Raw genomic sequence first — 24,996 nt, 5'->3', positions numbered from 1 at the left:
TCTTTACAGGCTCACGGCTCTACAATAATTGGTTAGTTAGCTTTAGTGTTGCCATTTGTGGCCGAGTAGTTAGTGGCGTCGGGGCCGTAGATTAATTCTACCTCATCCTGCCAGGTGCAGGAAATTTCGTCAGTGAGCGATTCGGCTATGTTCTTCAAATGTTCGGCAATACGCAAATTAGAGTTGATTAAATCTAAGAAAATAGAGCTGGTATTTTCGCTTTCTTGGCCGCCGTGATGCATGCGGGCAAAGTGGCTCATTCTAAATCTAAATTCCAAATCTACAATTTCATCATACATTTGTTGTGCTTTGGCGGCCAGGTTACAGCTATTGGTGGCAAATGCAGTATTAACTACGTTAATCATTTCTAACAGCTTTTTATGCATTAAGGCTAATTCACGATGACCTTCCTCTGAAAAATCAGCATTGTTGGCATGTTTACTTTCCGCTAAGTATATTATGTTTTTCTCCATCACATCGCCAATATGCTCATAATCCTTAAGGATATTCACTAACCCCATTGCCTGGTTATATTCATCCCGGGAAATACTTTGCCGCATTAATTGTGCAATGTACTTGTTAGTAGCCTCAGAAAGTATATCCACCTGTTCTTCCTTGTCTAAAACATCTTGAACAATCTGTTCGTCAAAGTTCTTAAACATGTCTTCAGTGCGGGAATACATATAGTATATTTTATCTGAAATGCGCATTATTTCTTTGGTAGCCAAGCCAATGGCAATTGCCGGTGAAGTGAGTAACCCTTCATCAAGATATTTAGGCTGAACTACGCCGTTGGCACTTCTCTTTTCCGGTACAATGAATTCCAGCAGTTTGGCAAACAGGGATGTAAACGGTACAAATAAAAACGCTATAGCAATATTGAAAAGCATGTGTGCGTTGGCTACTTGGAAGCCCGGCGAGTTAGGTGTTATCCAAGTTAACAGTTGGGCAAAAGGATACACAAAAGGCAGGAAGATTAATACCCCTACTACTTTAAAGAGCAGATGAGCAGTGGCTACCCGCTGTGCCTCTCTGGTGGAACCCAGGCTGGAAATTAGCGCGGTAAATGACGTGCCGATATTTGCTCCAAAAAGCAAGTATATAGCGGAATAAAGCCCGATCATTCCCTGCATTGCCAGCACCATGATAATACCGACAGTGGCTGCACTGCTGTGTACTAAAAATGTAAAAATAGCGGCAATAACTAAAGCCAACAATGGGCGGTCGCTAAAATGCATCAACAATTCAGTAAAACGCGGGTCATCCCGCAGTGGGTACATGGTATCAGACATGATTTTTAAGCCTAAAAACAGCAAACCGAAACCAATCAATACTTGGCCGATTCTTCTATACCTTTCCCGCTTGACAAAAAAGACAATGGTCGCCCCGATACCCACAATAGGCAGGGAAATTTCTGTAACTTTTAAAGCAATCAACTGGGCCGTCACCGTAGTGCCAATGTCTGCACCCAGTATGATCGCCAATGTCTGTTTTAGCGTAATAATACCGGCACTGGTTAACCCCACCAAAATAACTGTGGTAGCTGTGCTACTTTGAAAAATTATTGTTACCAAGGCTCCAATCAGCATTCCAATCAAGCGGTTTTGTGTTAATGTGCTGAGAATACTGCGCAGCTTACTGCCGGCAATTTTCTGCAGCCCTTCACTCATAATATACATTCCGTAAAGCAGCAAACCCATGCCGCCAATTAAGCACATTACCGTCATCCACATACGCTCACCCCCTTGGGTCCAAAGTAAACAGGTATTTAGCTATATTGTAATCTATTTCACGAATTGTAACAACATGAATTAAAAAAAAATAACCCGGAAAAAAACTTCCGGGTTTGAAATACAAAAAAAAGAAATTTTTACAGGTAATGTTCTCGTGGAGAGAAAAGGATCGTGTCTTATCAATATTATTACACGCTGACAAGAAACCAACAGTCAGCTAGACGACAATGTCGAAAATTTTTACTATTTTTTATATCTTGTCATAAGATGTAAATACATTCCATCGCCATTGTTGCTATATTTTGCTATAATAAAAAGTGAAAATATGATCAAAAAGGAGTTGAATAGGTCAATGCTACCTGCCGCTGGAATTTACCAAGCACTGAACTTGGCCAAAACAGAAAATCTTTTTGCCGAGCTACAAAAAATCTATGATCAGCTGCCGGAAACCACCTGTAACAATTGTGCGAGCTGCTGCAGTTGGGGCAGCCCGCCGGCTTTTTTCATAGAATATTTAAACCTGTATGAATATATCCGAAAACAGAAAGAGCACTGGCATGATTATTTAGTTAAGTCAACAGAATATTACTTTCTGGATTTAGTGGATGTCAGTCAAAAATGCCCCTTTCTGGGAGCGGACAACAAATGCCGAATTTATTCCGTTCGCCCCCTTTCTTGTCGCACCTATGGGTTGCTAAATAAGGAGGATTTTGAGCAAAGTTATCCCAGTCAGGGACTTAAGCCTATTGCCAAAAGACTGTGGGAAGAATACCAAATTAAAGTTCCCGATGAAATTGCCAACAAAAAAATGGAATGGTGCCCCAATGTGAAAAATTCAACGGGAAAATACCTGAAAAGAAAGCAATTGGCGGGTTTAATATCTGCCTTGGTTGATCTGGAGGCCCGCTTCTTCCCCCTTGAAGTTATTGAACAAGAAAGAACGCTGATTCCCTATCCCAATCATTTAATAAGCACAGTTTTGGGCCAAGGCTCTATCAGCCGGAAATACAAGATAATGAAAGAATTTTCTGATCACGGTACAAAAGAACAACTTGCCCCGATTATAGAAAGGGCTGCCGGTTATCAATTTTAATCAAGATAAAAAAACCGCCTAAGGAAAAGGCGGTTTATTTTTAAACATTAAATCTAAAGTTGATAATATCACCGTCTTCAACGATGTAATCTTTGCCCTCTAAGCGGTACTTACCGTCTGCCTTTAACTTGGCCATGCTGCCGTGCTCAACCAAATCCTCGTATTTTACCACTTCGGCACGGATAAAACCGCGCTCAATATCAGAGTGGATTTTACCCGCTGCTTTTTTAGCGTTGGTGTTTTTGCGAATGGTCCAAGCTTTAACTTCATCTTCACCGGCGGTAAAGAAAGAAATTAAACCTAAACGAGCATAAGCCGCCCGGGCCAATCTGTCGATACCGGAATCGGTAATCCCTAAATCTTCCATAAACATTTGCCGGTCATCTTCGTCAAGCTGACTTATTTCCATTTCAATTAAACCGCATATTTCCAGCACCGGTATGCCGCGTTCAGCCGCCCAGGCTTCAACTTCTTTTTTCTTTGGGTAATCGCCCTTTTTAAATTGTTCTTCATCAATGTTAATTACCAGCATCAGTGGTTTTTCGGTAAAAAAGTGATAATGTTGCAGCATTTGCCGTTCATCTTCATTCAATTCAACCACACTTAGCGGCTTTTCTTCTTCCAATGCTGCCAATAACCTTTGTAATACTTCTAATTCAGCAAGCTGCTCTTTTTTTACTTTTTTACCGCCCTTAATACGCTGAATACGCTTATCCAGCAACTCCATGTCGGCAAACAGCAGCTCAGAACTGATGGTTTCAATATCACGCATCGGATCAATGCTATCTTCAACGTGCGGTACATCAGGATTGTTAAATGCCCGCACCACATGAACCACCATATCTACATTGCGAATGTCATCTAAAAACTTATTGCCGATACCCAGTCCTTGGCTGGCGCCACGCACCAAACCGGGTACGTCACTGACTTGTATTTGTGCATATGTAGTTTTGCGCGGCTTAAACATAGCGGATAAAAAATCAATACGCTTATCCGGTATTTTCGCAACACCGATATTGGTTTCGGTTTTTCCGGATAAAAAGTTTGATGTTTCTAAATTTGAGTTGGTTAACAAATTAAAAATTGTGGTTTTACCAACCATTGGCAAGCCCACTAAACCAGTGGTCAAATTCACTTTGTATCACACTCCCTCGACAATAATAGCAAAAATATCTTCAATTCACAAGCACCAAGCTATAACTAACATTTTGATTGACGACCGACATAATTTTTCCTTAATACAAAGACAATTGTTTTATCTTAATAAAGGAAGTTCGACAAGTCATAGCGAATATTGTCTATAATTAGATTTATTTGGGGGAATGCGGCATGTGCTGTCAGCACAACAAAACATTGTCAAGTAATTATTCAGAAAAACCAAAAAAGTTTAGAGCTAATCAAAGTTGTAGCGTTTATGAGACATTGGACGATAATGAAGCATTGTTAAAAGCAATATTTGACGGTATTCAGGAAGGTATCATTGTCGTTGATCGCTCGCTGCGCATTTTACGGGCAAATAACAAGTTAGAACAGTGGTTTGCGCCTCAACGGCCGATAGTCGGAAAGTATTGTTATCAAGTAATTAGCGGACTTAATAAATCCTGTACCTCTTGTCCGGTGCTGAGAACTTTTCAAGTTGGCACGCCCCAATCTCAAGTGATGCCCATTTACGACCGTGAAGGTAAAAAAATCTGGATAGAAATTTACGCTTTTCCGCTTTCGGAAGTCAATTCGAAAGTAAACAAAGTGGTTTCCTGTATCCGGGACATTACCACCCGCAGACAGCTTGAGGAAGAGCTAAGAGCTCAAAGAGAACATTTAGAGGTACTTTTTAAAGAGCAAACCAAAAAGCTAATAGAAAGTGAAGAGCGCTTCCGCAGTTCTTTTGAATACGCTCCCACCGGCATTGGATTGTTGAGTTGTAACGGCCACTGGTTTAAAGTAAACGCTGCCTTTTGTCAAATCGTCGGTTACTCTGAACAAGAACTGATCAATCTCAACATAAAAGATATTACCCACCCCGATGATTTCAAAAAATGCCAAGAATTGATGCAGCAAATTTTAGAAGGCAACATTGACTCTTTTCAAATTGAGAAAAGATATCTGCACAAATCAGGGCATGAAATTTGGGTACATGCCGGTGTTTCGCAAGTGCAGGGCCCATTGAACCAACCTTTATATTTTATCGTCCATGTTCAGGATATAACTAAACGCAAACAGGCAGAGCGAAACTTGCGTCTGTCTGAAGAAAGATTTTCCAAAGCGTTTCACTCCAGCCCCAACATGATGTTTATCAGTTCTATCAAAAACGGCGTCCTTTATGAAGTGAACAAAAGTTTTGAAAAAGTAACCGGCTACACCCGGGAAGAAGTAATCGGTAAATCTATACTGGAGCTGAATATCTGCCAAAAATCGGATGCCCTACGGCTATATCATGAACTGATTAACAAAAACAATTCCGTCCGCAACTTTGAGGCGGAACTTAGAGACAAAAACGGCAATATACGCTATACCTTGGTTTCCGCTGAAATTATAGAATTAAACGGTTCCAAATGCATTCTCGGTGTAGTAAGCGATTTAACCGAAATGAAACTTTACGAGCGGAAAATGGCCCGCTTAGAACGCTTAAATATTATCGGCGAAATGGCCGCCAGCATCAGCCACGAAGTGCGCAATCCGCTGACCACCGTGCGCGGCTTTTTGCAAATTCTTGCCATGAAGAAAGATTGTCAACAGTATCATTCTTATTATCAGCTCATGCTGGAAGAGTTGGACCGAGCAAATGATATTATTACTGAGTTTCTTTCTATCGGCCGCATCAAAGCTTCCGAGCTGGTGATGCAGAACTTAAACAGCATTGTAAAAAACCTTACCCCGTTAATTAAAGCAGACGCGTTAAACACCAATAAAAAGGTGGAAATTTATTTGGGAGACGTATGTGATCTGCCGCTGGACGGAAAAGAAATTCGCCAGGTTATTCTCAATTTAGCCCGCAACGGACTGGAAGCAATGAAACCGGGCGGAAAACTAACCATTAAAACATACATGGAAAACGATGAGGTGGTATTGGAAGTTAAAGACCAAGGTAAAGGCATGAGCTTGGAAGTGCAGCAAAAACTGGGAACGCCCTTTTTTACCACCAAAGAACAGGGTACCGGATTGGGGTTAGCTACCTGCTACAGCATTGCCGAACGGCATAACGCCAGGATAACCTATCAAACGGGAAGCACCGGCACCACCTTTTATGTACGTTTTAGAAACAGCGAATGGTGCAATTCTCTTTAAAGGCAAAGTTGCTTAGGTCGGACGGCCTTAGGGTCTGCCCATACATATCATCGAAGGTATTGCCATTCAGCCGTAAATGTAATTTGTGCAGACTCCAAAAGCCAATAGCGGTCTTAACCGCTTTCCTTTACAAATCAACAAGCGGCGCGGTCAAGACCGTGACGTAGAACGGGCAGGGACGGTCCCCTGCCCGTTCTCATAAATGTAATGTTGTTTAGTTGTAGCCATACGCACACTTACTTTTTCAAGCCGGTATAAATCAGTACGGCATCCCTTAAAAACTCTGCCGCGCCTTTATGTTCGGCATCGTAAAAAGCTCTCAGCCGCTCATCTTCTACATACATTTGAGCTACCCCTACATGGTCTTCCTTGGTATATTCATCCCAAAAATAACTTAACCACTGCCGGTGTAAATCCGCCGCTTTTTGGGCTAATTCACTAGCCGGGTCACCGGTTTTCATGGCGGTATACAGCGCTCCTAATAACGCTGCCGTCAGTTTGGTTATCTCATAATATTGTTCCGGAGAGATGGCCTTTATTTGCTCAAATGATTTATCAACCACTTCATCGCCGTATTTTTCACGAATTTCCCGGCCGTATTTTTTTTCGTTTTCTGCAATGATCTTTTGCTTAATATCAAATTTTTCTTGATTACTCATAGTAATCTTCACCTCAATAAAAAACAATGTATTAGTTAGTATTACCGCCGCAACAAAATACTAAATGACGGAATAAACATTTTTCTGTCGGTACATAATACTACTAAAACCACAAACGGAGGTAATGCCAGCAATGTCTTTAATTCCTTACGAGCCTTTTCGTTATCTGAACAATATGAGACGTGAATTCGATCGTTTTTTCAACACTGATTTTCCGGTTTTTCGCAGTTTTGGCCAAAGTTTTGGTGAACCAAGGGTTGACATTTACGAAACAGAAAACGAAGTAGTGGCCACCTGCGATCTTCCCGGTTTAGAAAAGAAAGACGATGTCAACATTTTTGTTGATAACAATGTACTTCACATTAGCGGTACCATCAACCGAGTAAACGAAGTCAGGGAAGAAAATATGCACCGGCAGGAGCGCTTTGTCGGTCGTTTTCAACGCTCTATTGGCTTACCTGCATCGGTTTCGGCTGAAGGAGTTAAAGCTACATATAAAAACGGTGTGCTGGAAATTCGCATGCCTAAAGTACAATCTGACAGCAGGAAAAAAATTGATATAGAGTTTCATTAATCCGGCAGTTGCCGTGAACAGTAACTTTACTTAAGCTACCCCACCCCCTAGGGGGTTTTTTTATTGCCACTCACCCAAAGGGTATTCCTGCACCTTGGTATAAACCCGTTTGTTGTTAATTTGCTCGCTCTTAAACAAAAACAGGCTGCTTACTTCTACCCTTCCCAGCTGCAGGTCCTTCATTTGCTCTAAAATTTGCGCCGTGCTGCGTTTAAAGACAATATTCTGCCCAATGGTGATATGGGGCCGGTAACTTCTTTTTTCCGGCTGAAAGCCAATGGGCGCCAATGCCGTGTCTATTTTTTGGTGCAACGACTGCAAGGGGGCAATGTCGCCGGCCAACCCCAGCCATAAAACGCGGACGGAATCGCGGCCGGGAAAAGTGCCCACACCTTTAATTTGCAGGCAAAAAGGTTTCTCATTAGCACAGATGCTTTTCATTATCTCATTAATCTGTTCCCGCTGGGCAGATGTAGTTTCGCCCAAAAACTTTAACGTCAGATGAAAATTATCTATGTACTTCCACCTGCCCCGGTGCGCATAGCTTTTCATTATTTGCTGCCGTTTATAGATTTCATTTTTTAGTTCTCTGGAAAAGTCAATGCCAATAAAAGCTCTGATTATCCTCACCCTTTCAGCGATAATTTATATGAATATGGTATATTGTTTCATTTTATCAGACAACTTATAGATTGAAGACATATCATTTCATGGAGGTAATTTTTTTGTCTGAAGCCGGCTCTATATTTTGGCTGCTGGTGCTGCAGCTGGTGTTAATTATTTTAAACGCCGTTTTTGCTTGTGCCGAAATAGCGGTTATTTCGATGAATGACAATAAAATGGCCAAACTGGCCGCCGCCGGTAATAAGCGCGCCATTAAGCTGATTAAGCTGACCGAACAGCCGGCCCGATTTTTGGCTACTATTCAGGTAGGTATTACCTTAGCCGGTTTTATGGCCAGCGCCTTTGCGGCGGATAACTTTTCCGATATGTTGGTAGATTGGTTTGTCGAGCTTGGTATCAGTGCCCCGCCGGCCACCTTAGATACCGTGGCGGTAATTATGATCACCTTAATTTTATCATATTTTACCTTAGTATTAGGAGAACTGGTTCCCAAACGGGTGGCGATGAGATATGCCGATACGCTGGCCTTGGCCATGTCCGGCATGATTTACTCCGTTTCTAAAATCTTTGCCCCGCTGGTTTGGCTATTGACGGCATCTACCAATGCCATATTAAAGCTGTTTGGTATCGATCCGCAAGCTGCCGATGAGCAAATTACCGAGGAAGAAATTCGCATGATGGTGGATGAAGGCAGTATGAAAGGGGCAATTAACAAAAGCGAAAAAGAAATGATTCAAAACGTTTTTGAATTCAATGATAAAACGGCAGAAGAAGTTATGACGCACCGAACGGAAGTATCTATTTTGTGGCTGGATGAAAGCGATGAACAATGGGAAGAAACCATCAATAAAAGCCGCCATACCGTCTATCCGGTATGCAACGAAAGCATTGACAATATCGTCGGCATATTAAACACTAAAGATTATTTTCGCCTAAGGGATAAATCCCGCGAAAACGTTTTGAAAAAGGCGGTAAAACCGGCCTATTTAGTGCCGGAAACAGTCCGTACCGATTTATTGTTCCGCAACATGAAAAAAAGTCGCCGGCACTTTGCCATTGTGCTGGATGACCACGGCGGCATGAGCGGAATTATTACCATGAATGACCTGCTGGAGCAGCTGGTAGGCGATTTAGAAGATGACGAAACGGTTGTTGAAGAGCCGACTCTGATTGAACGCATTGATTCACACACTTGGAAGATACAAGGGCCCGTTTCTTTGGAAGGGGTTTCTAAAGAGCTCAATGTTGAACTGCCCGTTGATGAATACGATACCTTCGGCGGCTTTGTTTTCGGCATGCTGGGCTATATACCGGAAGACGGCAGCACACCCGAACTGGAGGAGTGGGGGCTGACCATTAAAGTAATGGAAATTAAGGAACATCAATTGGAAAAAGCAATTGTGTACTTAAACAAAAAAAATGCCCCAGCTGCGGGCGGGGATGGCCCGCCCTCCTAGGGGCTTAGGGTCTGATATAGGCGTATCCTTCCCCTTGTTTATCGATAAGCTCTACAATACCGGCCGGAACGATCTCGACAAAGTCAAATAAATCTGCCGGCTGTATGTTATGGGCCTTTAAGGCGTTATTGCAGGCGACAAATTTTACCCCTTGGGCCTTTAGTTTTTGCATGGTATCGCTGTCTTGTGCTTCAGCATTGCGCTGATAATACTTTACCGCTTCGGCATTAGCCAAAACCTCAATATTAAACTGCCTGGCGTCAACAGCGGCTACCAAATTATTTAGGTTGGTTAACAATAACTTCCACTTAGCCATCTCGTCAATATGAAAAATTACCTTGTTTGCTGACATAACTGCGTTCACCTCTACTGTTCCATATAATTACTCACACTACATTATATCCCATATTGCTACATTTTTCTACTTAAAGAAATTGTGAAAATTTTTATTAGCCTGTTGCTCAAGTTTTTTTAAAAAACAAACTGCAGTAAATGGGTCAAAGGCTTAATCCGTGCACCGTCTGGTTATTGTCGCAATTTTTTTAATAAAACATTAATTAGTATCTTTTCAAAATAAAACTTTTATGTTAAACTATACTAAAAAGTTAGTGATAGTTATAACAATCTCACAAAGGGGGATTGCCCATGAAATTAAAAGGGTTTATGCTTACTTTGAACCGGTATGACTGCAGAAATATCAAAAACTGGATTGGCTTTGGTTGTACGGCAATTGAAGCATTGAAAGCAGAAGTTTATTTGGCCGGTATCGAGTTTGACCGGGTAATGAGATTGCAAGCTAAAGAACAAAGCGATGCAGATTTTGTAAATTATTTAAACCTCAAGCTGGAACGGTTTAAAATGGGACGAGAAAACGTGAGTTAAAAATTGCCCTGGGCGGCAAAGATGCATCCCGGGGTATATTAATTTGTAAATTTGCTGCATTAATTCCGGTTTACCTGCCCTGAAAATTAAGTTGCCAATTTTCATCCTACTGCTGGTGCCGCATAAGCAGCATGGGTGTCTAAAAAGAAATTAACTGCTTGCGGTCGTTAAAGAAGCCTTTGTAGGCCAAATAACAGGCCATAAAAGAAGATATTGACGTGGTAGAAAGCATCATAAAGGTCACCATAATTTGGTATTTAATTGCTTCCAGGGGTGGCGTGCCGGCCAGTATTAGCCCGGTCATCATTCCGGGAAGGGCTACAATGCCCAGTGTTTTTGCGGAATCAATCGTTGGCAACATACCTGTTTTAATGGCCTCGCGAATTATTTCCGCAGAAGCGGGTAGCAGATCCGCACCCAATGCCAATTTGGTTTCTACTTCTTCCCGCTTGCTTTTAAAAGCGGTAAGCATATTTTTATAGCACAAGCCCAGCGCCACCATGGCATTACTGATAATCATACCGCCGACGGGTATAATTTGATAGGGCTGATATTGAATTGCACCGGAAAAAACCAGCACCGCCAAAGTAACGATTGTTCCCACACTGATAGATAAAAAGGATATAAAAAAGGCGTTTTTCACGGCCTTGCCCCTTTTGGCAGCGTTATAGGCGGCGTTAAAAGTCATAAACAACAGCAGCAAGCTGGTAAAAAGAGGGTTTTCCAAGCCAAAAACATATTCCAAAACAAACCCTACCGCCACCAACTGAACAATCGCTCTAAACACGCTGAACAGTAAATCCTTTTCCAGTTTCAGCCGCTGCCAATAAGAAAAAAACAGTGCCACCATTACTAATGATGAAGCAGTCAACAGCGATGTAATGTCAATGGCATTTGAAGCGTTCATTTAATCACCTCGAATGACTTAATTTCACCGGCTTCTATAGTCAGTACTTTATTGGCGTATTTTATTGCCTGCTTTGGGTTGTGAGTAATCCACAAAAGGGTAATTCCTTCCTTGTTTAATGAAGCAATCACCTTTTCTACAATTTGCGTATTCTTTTCATCAAGGGCAGAGGTAACTTCATCCAGCAGCAGTATTTCCGGTTTGAAAATCAGGCTTCTGATTAAAGCAATGCGCTGCTTTTCTCCTCCGGACAGGTTTTGCACCTTTCTGTTTAAGTAATCTGTGCTCATGCCGAATAAGGAAAACAGCTTCTCTACCCGCTTATGATTGTACTTTTCGTTGCGCACCGCAAAAGGAAACTTGATATTTTCCAACACCCGATCGCCAAACAAATGGGGCGTTTGAAAACAATAAGCAATGCTCTTTCTTAATTCGGTGGGATTATATTGCAGCATATTTTTGTTTTTAAAAAAAATATCGCCGCTTGTTGGGCTGATTAAATGGCTGCAGAGTTTTAAAAAAGTGCTTTTGCCGCTGCCGGACGGGCCCACTAGGGAAATAAAATCTCCCGGCTCTATAGACACCGAGATGTTTTTCAAAATCGCCTTACCTTCACTGGCAAATGTTACGTTTTGAAATTCCAAGATGGGCAAATTACCACCTCGCTTGTCCCTCATACTGCCTTGCCGTTTTATATTATAACGCATTGTTCTTAAGATTAGATCAAAAACCACCCGCCTAGATGCGGGTGGTTTTTGACGGCTAGGGTTACACCATCAGTAAGCCGTTTAAATCTAAAATTTTAATCTTGCGCCGGCCGGTTTGTTTGATGTACCCTGCCTCTTCCAAATTCTTTAACTTTCTGCTCAAGGTTTCGGGGGTAGTACCTAAATAAGAAGCTAGGTCTTTTTTAGTCAATGGCAGGACAAATTCCGGTGACGGTTCTTCACGGTCTACACATTCCGCCAGAAAATGAGCAATCCGCGTTTCCACTTTTTCAGTGGCAAAACGGGTGGTTCGTTTTTCGGCTACTTCTAACCTTTGGGCAAACTCAGACAAAATTCTCAACGAGATGGAAGGGTATTTCATTAAAAATTGCTGCAGATCTACCCGGGTAATTACACAAACTTGACTATCTTCCAGCGCCTGGGCATAAGATTGATGGGTTGATTCTTTAAACAAAGCCAACTCACCGGTAAAATCACCCGGATTTAAAATGCGCACCAATTGTTCTTTACCCGTTGCAGATAGACGGTAAATTTTAATTTTGCCGCGGGCAACTATATAAAGAGCGTTAGCGAGGTCACCGGCGCCGTAAATAAATTCCCCCTTTTTATAAGAGAAAGATTTGGTCACCTGCATAATTTCTGCCATTTGTTCGTTTTCTAAATGGTTGAAAATGGGTACCCGTGTAATACAGGCATGTTTACAATGTTTTGGATTGCCGTTGTTCATTGTCATCCACCTTGTTAGTTTTGTTTTAAGCACCAAGGCAGTGCGGTATGAGCCTTACTTACATTTTAAAGCCAATTAGCCTCATGGCATTAAAAATGACAATTAATATACTGGCTTCATGGACAAACATACCCGAGGCCAAATGCACATTGCCGTTGATTACGCCGGCCAATAAGACCAATACCACCGCTAGGGCAAAGAAAGTGTTTTGTTTCATGTTGCCCATAGTGGCCTTGGCCAGCGAGTAGGCATGAGCAAACTGCATCAGCTTATCGGCCATCAGCACAACATCTGCCGTTTCCATGGAAACATCGGTGCCGCCTTCGCCAATGGCTAGGCCAATATCTGCGGCGGCAATAGCCGGGGCATCGTTAATGCCGTCTCCGGCCATGGCTACTATGTGTCCTTGTGCTTTTAATTTTTTCACAAATTCCACTTTGTTTTCCGGCAGCAGTTCGGCATGAAATTCATCCAAACCAAGCTTATCAGCTACCAGTTTAGCGGTATGTTTGTTATCTCCGGTGAGCATGATCATTTTCTTAATGCCGTGCTTTCTCAATGCGGCCAGTGCGGGCAGGGCATCTTCACGAATTTGATCCGCGATGGAAATAATGCCGGCCGCTTGACCGTCTATGGCCACATAAACGACTGTGTTACCGGCCTTTTCTTGTTTTACCGCGTAATTTAATACCTCATCAGGAATATTGACTTTTTCTGCCTCCATTAATTTGCGGTTGCCGATTGCCAAATAATGACCCTCGACGACAGCTGTAATGCCGCCGCCTTTGATTACTTCTCCCTTCATCGGTTTTGATTTTAAATCCAGTTTTCTGGCTTGCGCTTCTTTGACAATGGTTTGGCCTAAATGATGCTCAGAAATGGTTTCCGCAACAGCCGTTAATCTTAACGTTTCATTTGCGTCTGAGTTGCCGAAAACTTTGATATCGGTTACCTGCGGCTTTCCTTTGGTTAAGGTACCGGTTTTGTCAAACACAACGGTATCTAGCCGGGAAAGTTTGTCCACCACTTCGCCGCCCTTGAGCAGCACACCGTTTTTGGCCCCGTTGCCAATACCGGCCACCGTAGATACCGGTGCCCCAATTACCAGCGCACCGGGGCAGGCCACTACTAAAAAGGTAATGGCCATATGCAGATTGCCGGTAATTAAAAAGGCAATAAAAGCAAACACAATAATGGCCGGTGTATAAACGCGGGAAAATTTATCAAGAAATTTTTCGGTTTTAGTTTTTGATTCCTGAGCCTCTTCCACCAGTTCGATAATTTTAGCAAAAGTAGTGTCGTCTCCTACTTTTTCGGCCACAATTTCAATATAACCGGTATCGACAATGGTCCCGCTGTAAACTTGATCCCTTACTTTTTTTGTGGCCGGCACCGATTCACCGGTAACGGCAGCTTCATTTAACGTCGCTTTTCCGGATACAATGCTGCCGTCTACCGGCACTTTTTCCCCGGAGCGAATGATCACCCGCTCGCCTTTAACCACATCCTCCACAGGCACGGTGACGGTTTGCCCATCCCGAATTACCGTTGCCTGTTGAGGGGCCATGTCAACCAGCGCCTTCAGCGAAGAACGTGTTTTTTCCAGCGTGCGGCCTTCTAGGTAGTCACCGAATAAAAACAAAAAAGTCACTACCGCAGACTCAGTATATTCTTGTATATAAAGCGCACCTACAGCGGCAATTGTTACCAGCAATTCAATGCTGAAAGCCCGATAGCGCAGTGCTTGAAAGGCCTTAATGGCAATGGGAATACCGGCAACAATGGTAGCGGCAATTAAAGCAACGGCCCGCCCCCTTGCATATCCGGAAACCCCCAATATCAGGCCGACAACAATTAAAAGCCCGGAAACTGCGGTAATTTGGTTTTTATATTTATTAATGAACAGCACCATAGTGCTTCACTTCCTTTATCATGTCAATTAAAAGCTGTTTTTTTATGACATTAAAATCCGCTTTAAGATAACACCTAAAGCGGATTACTCATTAAGATATTTTAGAAGACAACACTTGGAAGCCCAGTTTGGTAATTATTTCTTGTAATTGCTCGGCACTGACTTGTGCTTCATCAAATTCGGCTTTAACCTTGCTGGAGTTAAATAATACCTGGGCTGAACTTACGCCTGCTGTTTTACCCAGTGCTGATTCAATTTTCTTAACACACATTGGACAGGTAATTGTTTCCAGTTGAAATACCGCTTTAGCCATCTTCTTTCCCCCTAAATATCTGTAGTACTTCTAATATTTGTATTACATCTAAGTATAACATTAGAAATAAAAATAAACCTTGATTTAGATCAAGGTTTATAACATAAATAAAAAGCACTAATCTAAATAAGATAAATAACAGAACCCGCTTCTATTACTTATCTTCCTCAGATTGTTTTTCCAGCTGTTGGTTAATTACTTCCAACCTTTTTTGCAGCAGTTCTTTTTCGTGGGCCAGTAATTGTTTGTCAGTTAACCCGGCATAATACCTGCCGAAGCCTCTGCCGCATCTGGCAAAGCCTCTGGCAAAGCCTCTACCAAAACCCCTACCAAATCCTCTGCCGCGACCCGGCCCCCTGTTCAACGCCGGGATAAAATTCCCTTCAATAGGTACTAGGCAATCACCCAATCCTTTTCCAGTCATTGCTCCCTGTCCAAATGGACCGCTTCCGTCTCCTCTTGGCATAAATAAATTCCCTCCTTACTAAAATAGTTTTGAACATATGTTATTTATAATCCCATTATACGGGATTTTGAACATATGTCAATAACTTTTTTAAAAAAACAGAGGGCAAGTTGATATAATTTACCGCCCCCATCCAACTTTGCTACAGTTTTTCGTTGGCTAATTTTTCATAATGTTTGTATAAGAAGGCATTCAACCCCAAGCAAAATAACCCCCAGCGGGTGGGAGTTATTATACTTTCATAACTTTTTAGGTTTTGCCCTATCTATAAATATTTACTTCCTTCTCTTACGCTAAGTGGGTGCAGCTGATTATTTTCGATAAACTGTTTAACCCATTCTTTGTTGGTTTTTGAATACTGCCTTAAGGCCCAACCAATAGCCTTGTTAATGAAAAACTCTTTGGTGTCACAGTTTTGTTTGATAATTAAGCCCAAAAGTTTGGTATCGGTTTTTTCTTTGTATTTTAGCTGAAAGATAATCGCCACCCGTACCAGCCAAATATTTTCGCTTTGTGCCCACTTTAGTATGTGGCTTTCTATCAGCTCGGGATACTTAAGGCACAGCTGGCCGACAAGGTTCTGGGCAATGCTGTCTACAGTATCCCACCAAGACTTGGTAATAATTAAGGTTTTTACCTGATCGATATCACCTTTTTGCAGAAAGTTTTTTAAGGCCTGCAAATAATCAACGGCTAAATATTGAAATTCCCGCTGCGGCATCTCCCAAAGTTTAAAAACCAAGGCCCAATCAATTGAACCCTTTTTCTTGGCTTGCTTAATAAAATCTTTCTGCAGTTTGGCCCGCTCAGGCTTAGGTATGCCTAAAAAGGGAAACTTATTTTTCATATAGGCGGCCATCTGAACCGCCCGTTCTTCGTTTTTGTTTTCTAAAAATGAATTAATCAGCCGGGAATATTGCTTGTCTTCCATAGTAAGTAACCCGTCCTTAAATGTTTTGCAAGAATAAGCGAATGACGTCGGCCCCCCCGATCAGGGTGCCAATGGAACCTCCGATGTTGGCCAGTGTCACAACAAGCAAAATTCTCGTTATCTTGTTATTCCAAAAACCTTTCAGGCTAAAAACATCTTCGGGCAGCTTTTCAAAGTCTCTTACATTTGGCCGGCACACATAGGCTTGCGCCAATCCGGCAAACCAGCCGGCAGCAAGTAAGGGGTGTAAAGTGGTTATCGGCGCAACAACAAAGGCGGTAACAATGGCCAGCGGGTGTCCGAAAGCAAGCAGCGTTCCCAGGGCGGCAAAGGAGCCTGTCCACAGTACCCAGCTTATTGATTGCTGCGCACCGACCGCCGGATTGCTGATAAACATATATACAATTAAGGATATAATTAATGCGGGAATAGACCAGCCGATGATTTTTCCGACATTAGAGCCTTTAGGCACGGCAGTTAGTTCCTGCAAATTATGTTCTTTGTGGATTTCTCTGGTAACGCCGGGTACGTGAGCCGCTCCTAACACGGCGACAATTTTCTTGCCCGGAGCATCTTTGATTTTTTGGGCCAAATACTGATCCCGCTCATCTATTAAAGTAACTTTTAACCGCGGAAAAGACTTGGCATAATCTTCAAGCATTGATTTCAGCATATCCTCTGACTTCATTTTTTCCAGTTCTTTTTCGGTAATGGCTTCGTCATTGAAAATGCTGTAGATAATTTCCATCATCAACCTTATTTTTCCCCAAAAACCCACGCTGCGCCAAATGCGGGCAAAGGTGACCTGAATGTCGCGGTCGGCCAGTACCAATTGGGCGCCGACTTCCTTTGCTGACTGTATCCCTTGAATCATTTCCTGCCCGGCAGTAATGCCAAATTGTTTGGCCACCCGTTTTTGGTAGGAGGATAAAATAAGGTTAACTAACAAAAGGGTTGCTTTTCTATCTTTAATAATCTTAAAAATATCGGTATTTTGCCATTTACCGCCTTCTGTTACCGTTTGATATCGTTTTTCATCTAATTCGATGCAAACCGAATCCGGTTTTTCTTCTTCTATAACCCGCTTCACCAGCTCTACACTGCTGCGGGAAACGTGGGCGGTGCCAATTAAGATATATTCTTTATCGCCAATACATATTCTGGTAACGTTATTTTCATTTTCTGCAGACATAAAATACCTTCCTTATTATACTTAATGCCTAGATACATGCAAATGCTTTCTTATTATACAATATATCTTTGTTCTTGTGCCACACTTAATCCTCGATAAAGGGCATGTTATTTGGTTTTGAGCAACGCCGCTTCTGACGAAACATTCTTCATAAACCAAGATAATCCTGCTATATTTTTAATACCAAAGAAAAGTAAAAGTAAGCAGTGCAGGAAGAATAAGCAGGTTGACAAGGGTAAAAACAATTAAGTATTTAACCGGCTTTGCATGCTCTGTTTTTAGGTAAAGTTTGAAGGATATTAAGCTGGCCAGGGAAGCAACGAGTGTCCCCAGCCCGCCGATATTAGTACCCGCAATGAGCATAGGGTAGTTATCGGTAAAGGAAGACAGCATCACTGCTGCCGGTACGTTACTGATTATTTGTGACAACAGCACGGCAAAGAGTATTTCTCGACCGTGAATAATGCTGCCGATAGCTTCCTGCGTAGACTCCAGCTGACTAATGTTTCCCACAAAGACAAAGAAAAATACAAAGGTTAACATAAGGCTGTAATCTACCTTTTTAAATGTTTGCCGATCAGTAAACATCACTACCAGACACACCGCCAGCAGCATAGGAATGTAAGAAATTAACCCAACAACCGCGGCAATGCAGAGAGCAAACATCGCCAAAAAAATATATAGCTTGCGGCGGTTTTCAATATCCGTTTTTTTTGCAAAATTCACCGAAACAAGGCTATTTTTGATCACAAAAGTGATACCGACAATTATGAGCAAGCTGAATGCCACAATTGGCAAGGTAATCAGCAAAAAGTCCTTAATACTTAAATGAAAAAAGGAATAGAGGTATAGATTTTGCGGGTTTCCCACCGGAGTGAGCATACTACCTAAATTAGCGGCTACCGTCTGCATGGTAATCACAAAAATAAGGTTGCCCTTTCCCGCAAAGGACAACACCGCTATGGTAAAGGGTACAAAGGTAAGCAGCGCCACATCGTTGGTAATCAGCATGGATGAAAAAAAACACAGCAAAATTAAGGCCAGTGACATAGTGCGTACACTGCCTGTTTTTAAAAGCATCTTCTGCGCTAATACCTCAAAGGCTCCGGTTTCTCTGATGCCGGCAATGACCACCATCAGAGAAAACAAGATGGCAATTACTTTAAAATCTATGTAAGACACATATTCCAAAGACGGGGGTACAAATACTGCCGATACCGCTGCAGCCGTTCCTGCGGCGACCGGTAAAAACTCCTTCTTAATTATTTGCCATAATTTCTGCATATACTTCATCGGTCCTTTTACAACAGGCAACAAAAAGTTGTTCTTCAACATTTCTCGTCATCTATCTTGTTATTTATATATTTAATAATGCATTACTACAATAAAATCCTTTATTTTTACAAAAAAATGTATAGTACGTTTATGTTATCCCCTTTCATCAACTATCGGGTTTGTAAAGCTCTTAAACTAAGCCGTCTACTAATTAATGCTAAAGGATATTATGTAAACACATAGAACTAATATAGTTAATCCACTTGATCTATGTACATATGGAGGAGTCAAGCAACAATGAAATCTGCCAGAACTGATTATCACATTCACCCTAACTATTCTATAGATGCCTCTCCTTTTAAGATAAGAGACTATTGCCTAAAGGCAGTGGAGTTAAAGCTTTCGGAAATTTGTTTTACTACCCATATTGAGCTGGATCCGGTGCGTAACGAAATAGATAATTTTGTTATTTGCAATGGAGAAAAGTTATCGGTTTTCAACTATACTTGGCTGGATTGTTATTTTAAAGAAATTGCCCGGGCTCAGGAAGAATTCAAAAATACTAATCTCAAAGTAAAAGCCGGAATAGAAATAGGATACTGCCGGGGCTGTGAAAAGCAGATAGAAAAAATTGTGAACAATTATCCCTTTGACTTTGTATTGGGGGCAATCCACTGCCTTGACCATATCGCCATTTCTTCTATGAAAGAAAGCCCACGCTATTTTCAAAATAAAAGCTTATCTGAATTACGCACCGACTATTTTACCACACTTCAAGATGCGGTCACTACCGGTTTTTTTGATTGCATCGCCCATGTAGACCTATACCTTCGGTATGGGGTTAGGCATTACGGCCCCGAAATCCTTACTGTTCACCGTGGTGCGGCAGAGCCGATTTTTAAAGAAATGGCGCGCCGGGGAATGGGGTTGGAAATCAACACTTCCAGCCGCCGCCGGGGCTTAAAGGAATTTCATCCCACCAAAGAGATGTTGGCTTTGGCAGCCAAATGCGGCATTAAAATCTTTACCGTCGGTTCTGACGCCCATTCCCCTGATGAGCTGGGCGGCCACATAGATGAAGCCCTGGCCCTGTTAAAAGAGCTTAATCTGCGCAATCATGTTTTTACCCGCAGAAAAGCCACACCGCTAAGTTAAAAGTTTACGAACATTATAGAGGCGATATAAAGTTTGCAGGTGGGTGACAAGGGCCAAAAAGAGTAAGGCTTCCGGCAGCAGATTTAAAATGCCCCCCAGCATAATAATAAACAACCTGCCATCGCGATTTGCCGGAAGGTAGCGCGTTATACCGTCATAAATTTCAGGAATGAATTTTTTACCGAGAAGATTTTGGAATTTTTCTTTAAAAAGCATAGACATCGGTATTCCGGTGAGGGCCGCACTACCTACCAGTAAAGCCGCAATATCACCTGTGGCACTATACCATGAAAAGGTCATACCAATCACAATAAAAAAATCTCCGTAGCGATCAAGGATAGAATCAAATATTTCACCAAAACCGCTCTTTAAAAATTTCAACCGGGCAATTTCTCCGTCCACTCCGTCGAGTATGGAAGCAAGCTGGGCCAGTATTCCTCCGATAAAAGGGCTGGCAAAAGCAAAGGAAACTGCTGCCGCTACCGCCGTTAAAAAGGAGAAAAAGGTAATTTGGTTGGGCGTTACTTTTGTTGAAGCCAGCAGTTTTGTTATCCTGATAGAAAATTTGCGATTAATAACCCGCGAAATAAAACCGTCTTTAAGAGGTATCAGGGACTGCAGCAGAAGCTTCTCTGCCTGTTTATAGCTTTGCCGGTCATCCACATCAATCCAACTGTTTTTTATATAATGTAATTTAACTTTACCTTGTTCAGCCAGCAGGTTTACCGCATCGGTGAGGGCATGGGCTCCCTTGGCAATAGAGGAGCCCAAGGCGTCTAACAGTGAGCCGGTAGCGATAAAAAGGCCACAATCTACGGCATTAAAATCATCCAAGCCCTTCCCCAGTTTAAGCGCATAATCTTGCTTTGCTTTTACCTTAGTACACTCGTCAAGGTCATAAATGTTTTCCAGCCGGTTATCGGCGGCAAGTAACAGCTCATCCTGTTTGACGTTTTTTGCCTCGGCAATAAAGGCTTTTAATAAATCTAGTTCAAAAATGTGATCTGACATCATTAATATAAATTTCTCTTCTTGGCGGTAGTCCTTATGGAAGGTATATGCCGACGTCCCGTTTCCCAGCTGCCAATCCGCATTATGCAAATATTTTATGCTTACGCCAAGTTTTTCCCCATTGCCTAAATAATTGCGAATTTCGTCGGCATAACAGCCGGTGATAATTACCAAATCATTTATACCGCATTCGCGCAAGGATAGGATGTTGCGCTCGATAAGGGAAAGCCCCAATAAAGGTACAAGAGGCTTGGGCCTATTAAAGTAAGGCCGCAGCCTCTTGCCTTCTCCGGCAGCTAACAAAACAGCTCTCATTACCGCTCTCTCCCACCGGCTATAAATTCTTCCACCATCTTTTTCGCTTCTGTGTCTGTGTATTGAATCGGTGGGGATTTCATGGTAAAGGCGGAAATAGAGTACAATATACCGCCAATGCCCCGATCGAGGGCCAGTTTCATGCATCTAATGGCATCTATCATTACACCGCCGCTGTTTGGCCCGTCTTCTACTGAAAGTTTAACATCCAGGGTTAGCGGCACGTTGCCAAAACCTCTTCCCTCCATGCGAATAAAGCAGATTTTATTATCATTTAACCAGGGAATGTAGTCACTGGGGCCGATATGAATATTGTCATCCGCTAATGCTTTCTTCAGCTCGGCTTGCACCGACTGGGTTTTTGATTTTTTCTTAGATTTAAGCCTGCTGCGGTTAAGCATGTTTAAAAAGTCAGTGTTTCCGCCAAAGTTTAATTGGTAAGTACGATCGAGAACCACACCACGGTTTTCAAATAGCTTGGTTAGGGTGCGGTGAACAATTGTTGCCCCTACCTGGCTTTTAACGTCATCGCCTATAATGGGGATATTTTTTTCCTGGAATTTTTTAGCCCAAGCTTCATCTGAAGCGATAAAAACGGGCATAGCATTGATAAAGCCTACATTTGCCTCCAGACAGGCTTGAGCATAAAACTTTGCAGCATTCTCTGATCCTACAGGCATATAGTTAATGAGAATTTCCGCACCGGTTTCTTTTAAAACTTTAGCTACATCGCAGGGTTCTTGATCGGCTACAACGAAAGTTTTATCTTCATCATAATCGGCCATATGTTCAGATACCCCGTCTAAAACCGGCCCCATCTGAACCTGAACGGGATAATCCGGTAATTGGTCATAAAAAACGGTAGTACAGTTGGGTTTGGCAAACACGGCCTCTTTAAGACCCTTGCCTACTTTACGCTTGTCAATATCAAAGGCGGCAACTACGTTGATATCACCGGGAGTATAGCCACCTAGGTCATAATTCAACAGTCCGATGGTGTTTTCCGGTGATTTTTTATACATCTCGATACCCTGCAATAAGGCACTGGCACAGTTACCTACACCTGCAATAGCAATGTTAATTTTAGACATAAAATAAATACCCCCTTTTAAGTTTATTAATTTGTTTTTTTCAGATAGTGCCTCATTAGAGGACATCGTTAGTAAACTAAAAACACCCCCTGCTGGGAGTGTTTTTGACCGCCTTATTTAAATAAAAAACAGAAAATCACTCCCAATTAAATAATTAAGCAATTAAGCAAAATTAATTAATTAGAAGCCTTTTCTGTTACTAGCACTCACTTTTGTTCGCTGCTAACATTATACATAAAAATTACCATTATTGCAAGTGCAAAAATGATAAATTTCTGTAATACTAGCAATTTATGGTTTATATATCTTTTTCTATACATTGCCGGACGTAAAAAAAAAACAGGCGGCAGTACCTGCCGCCCAAACTGTTGGATAGTATTTTAAAACTTAATTTCACGTTGTAAACCCTCTAATGTATAAAATCTAGCAGTGGCATCTTTTAAATATAACACTTCGGTGTTATCATCATCGGCTTTATACATTACCTTTAATTCCGGATAAGCATCCAGCATGTGCTGTTTTGCTTCTATCCGTTCGTCGCGCACCACGGTTGCCGAAACACGCAGCCAGGTTTCACCGTCCAGCGCGCAGATTTCTATTTTGGGGTTTGCCTGCATCTGCTTAGAAACATCTTTTACTTTGCCTGTTTGAATATAGAGCCTGTCCTCAAATATTTCTACCGTGCCAAAAGGGCGCACTCTGGGCTGATCTCCGTCAACAGTGGCAATGAAGTATGCCCCGCATTTCTTTAAAAAATCATATACTTCTTTCATTAAAGACACCTCCAACTATATATTTTTTTAAAACCGGGTCACCCCTACCTTATTTAGCTTTAAAGTTGTAGATTGGTTTAATAATTTTCACTACGTCGGCCGTTGGCTCAATATGCTTGATAATGTCATCCATACTTTTATAAGCCATCGGGCATTCATCTAAAGTTTCTTTATGCACCGATGTTGTGTAGATATCTTTCATTTGCTTTTTATATTCTGAAAGGGTGAAAGTTTCTTTTGCCTTCTTTCTGCTCATCAGTCTGCCTGCCCCATGGGGTGCGGAGTAATTCCAATCTGCGTTACCCTTGCCAATACAAATCAGGCTGCCGTCCCGCATATTAATGGGAACTAAAAACTGCTCCCCTTTTTTGGCAGACACGGCCCCTTTTCGCAGGATCATAGCATCGGTATCTATATAATTGTGAATGGTTGTAAATTGCTCTATAATATCTATTTTCATGCCCTCTACAATCTCATCAACTATTGCTTTGCGGTTTAGTTTCGCAAACCGCTGAACTATTTTCATATCATGAATGTAGTCGTCAAACAAACTGCCGGTTACGTAAGCCAGTGAAGAAGGAATGTTTTTATGGGCATCTTTACCTTTTTTGCGCAGTTGTTGGTATCCGGCTTTTTGGTAATAATTTGCCACCTCAAGGCCTAAATGGCGGCTGCCGGAATGGACGACAATATACAAATTGCCCTCATCGTCTTTATTAACTTCAATAAAATGATTGCCGCCACCTAAGGTGCCGATACTCTTTTGTGCCCTGTCTAGGTTTATCGCTTTCAGACAACGAAGCTTGGTCAAATCAATTTTTTCGTTATAATGATGTGGCGTCCTGCGAATGGAAAAACCGGAGGGAATTCTCTGATAAATCAATTCGTCAAGCTTTTGTAAATCCAGTTGTTTGTTCTTAATTAAAATGGTTTCCATGCCACAGCCGATATCCACGCCGACTAAATTGGGAACCACTTTATCTTTAATGATCATGGTTGTGCCAATTGTACAACCCACACCGGCGTGCACGTCCGGCATAATGCGAATTTTACTGCCCTTTACAAATTCCTGATTACATAAAGTTTGAATTTGGGAAGCGGCACCTTCTTCAATAATATCGGTAAATACCTTCGCCGTGTTATATTTACCTTCAATTAATAACATCTATTTTCACCACCGTGGTTAACTGACTATAAATGCAATAGTTTAGCTAATTCTTCTGTTTTCTATACAATTAGTAAAAGAAAAGTTAAGCTTTTGAGCAATATGGTATCAGTTTGAAGATAACAGATAATATGTAAACGGCCTTTTGCCGTGTGTTATCGCCTTGTTAAATCATACCAATTGTAAGTAAATTACTCAAGTGTGACCCTTTAATTGAACAAACCATAACCTAAGTGGGCAAGTACGGCAATTAAAATGCACCAAAAAGCTACACTGGCAGTCATCCATATTGTGGTCATCTTTTTGGTGCCTCCTAAAGATATACTCATTAAAGCCGCTAAATGGCTGCCTATTAGCGGAGGTCCGATAAAGGCTAAACCCGGAAGGCCGTATTTTCTCCAGATTTCTCTTGCTCTTAAAGACCTCTTGGAAGGAACTTCGGCATTAACTCCCTTGCCTTTCTTTCTCATTCTTCTTCTTTTTATTTTATCAGCTAATAAAATTACCAAAAGCATTGTAATAAAGTTGCCCGAGAAAGCCAATAAAACAACGGGAACACTTGATAAACCGGCTATAATAGCTATGGGAATAACGGTGACTGCCTCAATAAACGGTACTGCACTAAGTAGAAATACCAGAACGTATGCCCATGATGATTCTAATAATAAAGCCAAAAGGAATCCCTCTATTCTGATATTAACTGTATTTATGTCAATATAAATTATATA

Annotated in this window: 25 protein-coding genes; 6 read left to right on the top strand and 19 right to left on the bottom strand. The window is 41.8% G+C overall.

Translation table 11 applies throughout. From position 1 onward, the window contains the following. Nucleotides 1-32: 32 nt before the first annotated feature. Complete coding sequence (locus tag ACZ5NG_RS02940) at nucleotides 33-1,733, bottom strand: Na/Pi cotransporter family protein (RefSeq protein ID WP_464252505.1); 1,701 nt, start codon at nucleotides 1,731-1,733, stop codon at nucleotides 33-35. 352 nt (nucleotides 1,734-2,085) lie between these two features. Here ACZ5NG_RS02940 and ACZ5NG_RS02935 point away from each other — a divergent pair, with 352 nt between their 5' ends. Then, nucleotides 2,086-2,826, top strand: a complete 741-nt coding sequence (locus tag ACZ5NG_RS02935; protein ID WP_464252504.1) for a YkgJ family cysteine cluster protein — start codon at nucleotides 2,086-2,088, stop codon at nucleotides 2,824-2,826. A gap of 40 nt (nucleotides 2,827-2,866) precedes the next feature. Here the strand turns inward: ACZ5NG_RS02935 and ychF are convergent, their stop codons facing one another. Further along, a complete protein-coding gene (gene ychF / locus ACZ5NG_RS02930) occupies nucleotides 2,867-3,961 on the bottom strand; it encodes a redox-regulated ATPase YchF (protein WP_464252503.1) in 1,095 nt (364 codons plus the stop codon). 194 nt (nucleotides 3,962-4,155) lie between these two features. Here ychF and ACZ5NG_RS02925 point away from each other — a divergent pair, with 194 nt between their 5' ends. Further along, a complete protein-coding gene (locus ACZ5NG_RS02925; protein ID WP_464252502.1) occupies nucleotides 4,156-6,111 on the top strand; it encodes a PAS domain-containing protein in 1,956 nt (651 codons plus the stop codon). Nucleotides 6,112-6,347: 236 nt separating this feature from the next. Here the strand turns inward: ACZ5NG_RS02925 and ACZ5NG_RS02920 are convergent, their stop codons facing one another. Continuing rightward, entirely contained in the window at nucleotides 6,348-6,770 is a 423-nt protein-coding gene (locus ACZ5NG_RS02920; RefSeq protein ID WP_464252501.1) for a TipAS antibiotic-recognition domain-containing protein, read from the bottom strand. Nucleotides 6,771-6,903: 133 nt separating this feature from the next. Between ACZ5NG_RS02920 and ACZ5NG_RS02915 the strand changes: the two genes are divergently transcribed. Then, complete coding sequence (locus ACZ5NG_RS02915; RefSeq protein ID WP_464252500.1) at nucleotides 6,904-7,344, top strand: Hsp20/alpha crystallin family protein; 441 nt, start codon at nucleotides 6,904-6,906, stop codon at nucleotides 7,342-7,344. A 60-nt stretch (nucleotides 7,345-7,404) separates the two neighbouring features. On the opposite strand, the gene thpR is transcribed toward ACZ5NG_RS02915, so the two are convergent. Then, nucleotides 7,405-7,974, bottom strand: a complete 570-nt coding sequence (thpR, locus tag ACZ5NG_RS02910; RefSeq protein ID WP_464252499.1) for an RNA 2',3'-cyclic phosphodiesterase — start codon at nucleotides 7,972-7,974, stop codon at nucleotides 7,405-7,407. A 95-nt stretch (nucleotides 7,975-8,069) separates the two neighbouring features. On the opposite strand from thpR, the gene ACZ5NG_RS02905 reads away from it, so the two are divergent. Then, nucleotides 8,070-9,425, top strand: a complete 1,356-nt coding sequence (locus tag ACZ5NG_RS02905) for a hemolysin family protein (RefSeq protein ID WP_464252498.1) — start codon at nucleotides 8,070-8,072, stop codon at nucleotides 9,423-9,425. Nucleotides 9,426-9,429: 4 nt separating this feature from the next. On the opposite strand, the gene ACZ5NG_RS02900 is transcribed toward ACZ5NG_RS02905, so the two are convergent. Next, nucleotides 9,430-9,777 (bottom strand): DsrE family protein, encoded by a 348-nt coding sequence (locus ACZ5NG_RS02900; protein WP_464252497.1) that lies wholly within the window; start codon nucleotides 9,775-9,777, stop codon nucleotides 9,430-9,432. A gap of 293 nt (nucleotides 9,778-10,070) precedes the next feature. Here ACZ5NG_RS02900 and ACZ5NG_RS02895 point away from each other — a divergent pair, with 293 nt between their 5' ends. Beyond that, nucleotides 10,071-10,307: a hypothetical protein gene (locus ACZ5NG_RS02895; protein WP_464252496.1), complete on the top strand. Its 237-nt coding sequence runs from the start codon at nucleotides 10,071-10,073 to the stop codon at nucleotides 10,305-10,307. Nucleotides 10,308-10,446: 139 nt separating this feature from the next. Here ACZ5NG_RS02895 and ACZ5NG_RS02890 read toward each other — a convergent pair whose 3' ends face one another. From ACZ5NG_RS02890 to ACZ5NG_RS02850, 9 genes are all read right to left on the bottom strand, one after another. Further along, the gene (locus ACZ5NG_RS02890) at nucleotides 10,447-11,214 is read right to left on the bottom strand and encodes an ABC transporter permease (RefSeq protein WP_464252495.1); all 768 of its coding nucleotides are present in this window, start codon (nucleotides 11,212-11,214) and stop codon (nucleotides 10,447-10,449) included. After that, nucleotides 11,211-11,867 (bottom strand): ABC transporter ATP-binding protein, encoded by a 657-nt coding sequence (locus tag ACZ5NG_RS02885; RefSeq protein WP_464252494.1) that lies wholly within the window; start codon nucleotides 11,865-11,867, stop codon nucleotides 11,211-11,213. The genes ACZ5NG_RS02890 and ACZ5NG_RS02885 overlap by 4 nt, the downstream gene beginning before the upstream one ends. Before the next feature lie 115 nt (nucleotides 11,868-11,982). After that, complete coding sequence (locus ACZ5NG_RS02880; RefSeq protein ID WP_464252493.1) at nucleotides 11,983-12,669, bottom strand: Crp/Fnr family transcriptional regulator; 687 nt, start codon at nucleotides 12,667-12,669, stop codon at nucleotides 11,983-11,985. Nucleotides 12,670-12,727: 58 nt separating this feature from the next. Then, nucleotides 12,728-14,581 (bottom strand): heavy metal translocating P-type ATPase, encoded by a 1,854-nt coding sequence (locus tag ACZ5NG_RS02875; protein ID WP_464252492.1) that lies wholly within the window; start codon nucleotides 14,579-14,581, stop codon nucleotides 12,728-12,730. Nucleotides 14,582-14,672: 91 nt separating this feature from the next. After that, nucleotides 14,673-14,894: a heavy-metal-associated domain-containing protein gene (locus ACZ5NG_RS02870; RefSeq protein ID WP_464252491.1), complete on the bottom strand. Its 222-nt coding sequence runs from the start codon at nucleotides 14,892-14,894 to the stop codon at nucleotides 14,673-14,675. Nucleotides 14,895-15,048: 154 nt separating this feature from the next. Further along, entirely contained in the window at nucleotides 15,049-15,360 is a 312-nt protein-coding gene (locus ACZ5NG_RS02865; protein WP_464252490.1) for a DUF5320 domain-containing protein, read from the bottom strand. Nucleotides 15,361-15,625: 265 nt separating this feature from the next. Continuing rightward, complete coding sequence (locus ACZ5NG_RS02860) at nucleotides 15,626-16,291, bottom strand: DNA alkylation repair protein (RefSeq protein ID WP_464252489.1); 666 nt, start codon at nucleotides 16,289-16,291, stop codon at nucleotides 15,626-15,628. A 16-nt stretch (nucleotides 16,292-16,307) separates the two neighbouring features. Next, entirely contained in the window at nucleotides 16,308-17,483 is a 1,176-nt protein-coding gene (locus ACZ5NG_RS02855; RefSeq protein WP_464252488.1) for a TraB/GumN family protein, read from the bottom strand. 177 nt (nucleotides 17,484-17,660) lie between these two features. Then, nucleotides 17,661-18,818, bottom strand: a complete 1,158-nt coding sequence (locus ACZ5NG_RS02850; protein ID WP_464252487.1) for an SLC13 family permease — start codon at nucleotides 18,816-18,818, stop codon at nucleotides 17,661-17,663. Nucleotides 18,819-19,055: 237 nt separating this feature from the next. Here ACZ5NG_RS02850 and ACZ5NG_RS02845 point away from each other — a divergent pair, with 237 nt between their 5' ends. Continuing rightward, the gene (locus tag ACZ5NG_RS02845) at nucleotides 19,056-19,913 is read left to right on the top strand and encodes a histidinol-phosphatase (RefSeq protein ID WP_464252486.1); all 858 of its coding nucleotides are present in this window, start codon (nucleotides 19,056-19,058) and stop codon (nucleotides 19,911-19,913) included. Here ACZ5NG_RS02845 and ACZ5NG_RS02840 read toward each other — a convergent pair. The 5 genes from ACZ5NG_RS02840 to ACZ5NG_RS02820 form a co-directional block, all read right to left on the bottom strand. Next, nucleotides 19,905-21,239: a sugar phosphate nucleotidyltransferase gene (locus ACZ5NG_RS02840; RefSeq protein WP_464252485.1), complete on the bottom strand. Its 1,335-nt coding sequence runs from the start codon at nucleotides 21,237-21,239 to the stop codon at nucleotides 19,905-19,907. The two genes, ACZ5NG_RS02845 and ACZ5NG_RS02840, sit on opposite strands and share 9 nt — an antisense overlap. Continuing rightward, complete coding sequence (locus ACZ5NG_RS02835; protein WP_464252484.1) at nucleotides 21,239-22,330, bottom strand: inositol-3-phosphate synthase; 1,092 nt, start codon at nucleotides 22,328-22,330, stop codon at nucleotides 21,239-21,241. Before ACZ5NG_RS02835 ends, ACZ5NG_RS02840 begins: the two co-directional genes overlap by 1 nt. 380 nt (nucleotides 22,331-22,710) lie before the next feature. Further along, on the bottom strand, nucleotides 22,711-23,103 hold the full coding sequence (locus tag ACZ5NG_RS02830; RefSeq protein WP_464252483.1) for a pyridoxamine 5'-phosphate oxidase family protein: 393 nt from the start codon (nucleotides 23,101-23,103) through the stop codon (nucleotides 22,711-22,713). Between the two features lie 49 nt (nucleotides 23,104-23,152). Next, nucleotides 23,153-24,268: an RtcB family protein gene (locus ACZ5NG_RS02825; protein ID WP_464252482.1), complete on the bottom strand. Its 1,116-nt coding sequence runs from the start codon at nucleotides 24,266-24,268 to the stop codon at nucleotides 23,153-23,155. Nucleotides 24,269-24,477: 209 nt separating this feature from the next. Continuing rightward, entirely contained in the window at nucleotides 24,478-24,942 is a 465-nt protein-coding gene (locus tag ACZ5NG_RS02820) for a small multi-drug export protein (RefSeq protein WP_464252481.1), read from the bottom strand. Nucleotides 24,943-24,996: the final 54 nt, after the last annotated feature.

The organism is Desulfovectis peckii (assembly GCF_055391705.1).
Note: the sequence above shows the minus strand (reverse complement) of the source record. Positions and strands in the feature narration are given on the sequence as shown.

Bases quoted from the DNA above. Each gene is read 5' to 3' on its own strand.
- ACZ5NG_RS02940 (WP_464252505.1), bottom strand. From the start codon at position 1,733: ATGTGGATGACGGTAATGTGCTTAATTGGCGGCATGGGTTTGCTGCTT.
- ACZ5NG_RS02935 (WP_464252504.1), top strand. From the start codon at position 2,086: ATGCTACCTGCCGCTGGAATTTACCAAGCACTGAACTTGGCCAAAACA.
- ACZ5NG_RS02925 (WP_464252502.1), top strand. From the start codon at position 4,156: ATGTGCTGTCAGCACAACAAAACATTGTCAAGTAATTATTCAGAAAAA.
- ACZ5NG_RS02920 (WP_464252501.1), bottom strand. From the start codon at position 6,770: ATGAGTAATCAAGAAAAATTTGATATTAAGCAAAAGATCATTGCAGAA.
- ACZ5NG_RS02915 (WP_464252500.1), top strand. From the start codon at position 6,904: ATGTCTTTAATTCCTTACGAGCCTTTTCGTTATCTGAACAATATGAGA.
- ACZ5NG_RS02900 (WP_464252497.1), bottom strand. From the start codon at position 9,777: ATGTCAGCAAACAAGGTAATTTTTCATATTGACGAGATGGCTAAGTGG.
- ACZ5NG_RS02895 (WP_464252496.1), top strand. From the start codon at position 10,071: ATGAAATTAAAAGGGTTTATGCTTACTTTGAACCGGTATGACTGCAGA.
- ACZ5NG_RS02890 (WP_464252495.1), bottom strand. From the start codon at position 11,214: ATGAACGCTTCAAATGCCATTGACATTACATCGCTGTTGACTGCTTCA.
- ACZ5NG_RS02880 (WP_464252493.1), bottom strand. From the start codon at position 12,669: ATGAACAACGGCAATCCAAAACATTGTAAACATGCCTGTATTACACGG.
- ACZ5NG_RS02875 (WP_464252492.1), bottom strand. From the start codon at position 14,581: ATGGTGCTGTTCATTAATAAATATAAAAACCAAATTACCGCAGTTTCC.
- ACZ5NG_RS02870 (WP_464252491.1), bottom strand. From the start codon at position 14,894: ATGGCTAAAGCGGTATTTCAACTGGAAACAATTACCTGTCCAATGTGT.
- ACZ5NG_RS02865 (WP_464252490.1), bottom strand. From the start codon at position 15,360: ATGCCAAGAGGAGACGGAAGCGGTCCATTTGGACAGGGAGCAATGACT.
- ACZ5NG_RS02860 (WP_464252489.1), bottom strand. From the start codon at position 16,291: ATGGAAGACAAGCAATATTCCCGGCTGATTAATTCATTTTTAGAAAAC.
- ACZ5NG_RS02855 (WP_464252488.1), bottom strand. From the start codon at position 17,483: ATGTCTGCAGAAAATGAAAATAACGTTACCAGAATATGTATTGGCGAT.
- ACZ5NG_RS02850 (WP_464252487.1), bottom strand. From the start codon at position 18,818: ATGTTGAAGAACAACTTTTTGTTGCCTGTTGTAAAAGGACCGATGAAG.
- ACZ5NG_RS02845 (WP_464252486.1), top strand. From the start codon at position 19,056: ATGAAATCTGCCAGAACTGATTATCACATTCACCCTAACTATTCTATA.
- ACZ5NG_RS02840 (WP_464252485.1), bottom strand. From the start codon at position 21,239: ATGAGAGCTGTTTTGTTAGCTGCCGGAGAAGGCAAGAGGCTGCGGCCT.
- ACZ5NG_RS02835 (WP_464252484.1), bottom strand. From the start codon at position 22,330: ATGTCTAAAATTAACATTGCTATTGCAGGTGTAGGTAACTGTGCCAGT.
- ACZ5NG_RS02830 (WP_464252483.1), bottom strand. From the start codon at position 23,103: ATGAAAGAAGTATATGATTTTTTAAAGAAATGCGGGGCATACTTCATT.
- ACZ5NG_RS02825 (WP_464252482.1), bottom strand. From the start codon at position 24,268: ATGTTATTAATTGAAGGTAAATATAACACGGCGAAGGTATTTACCGAT.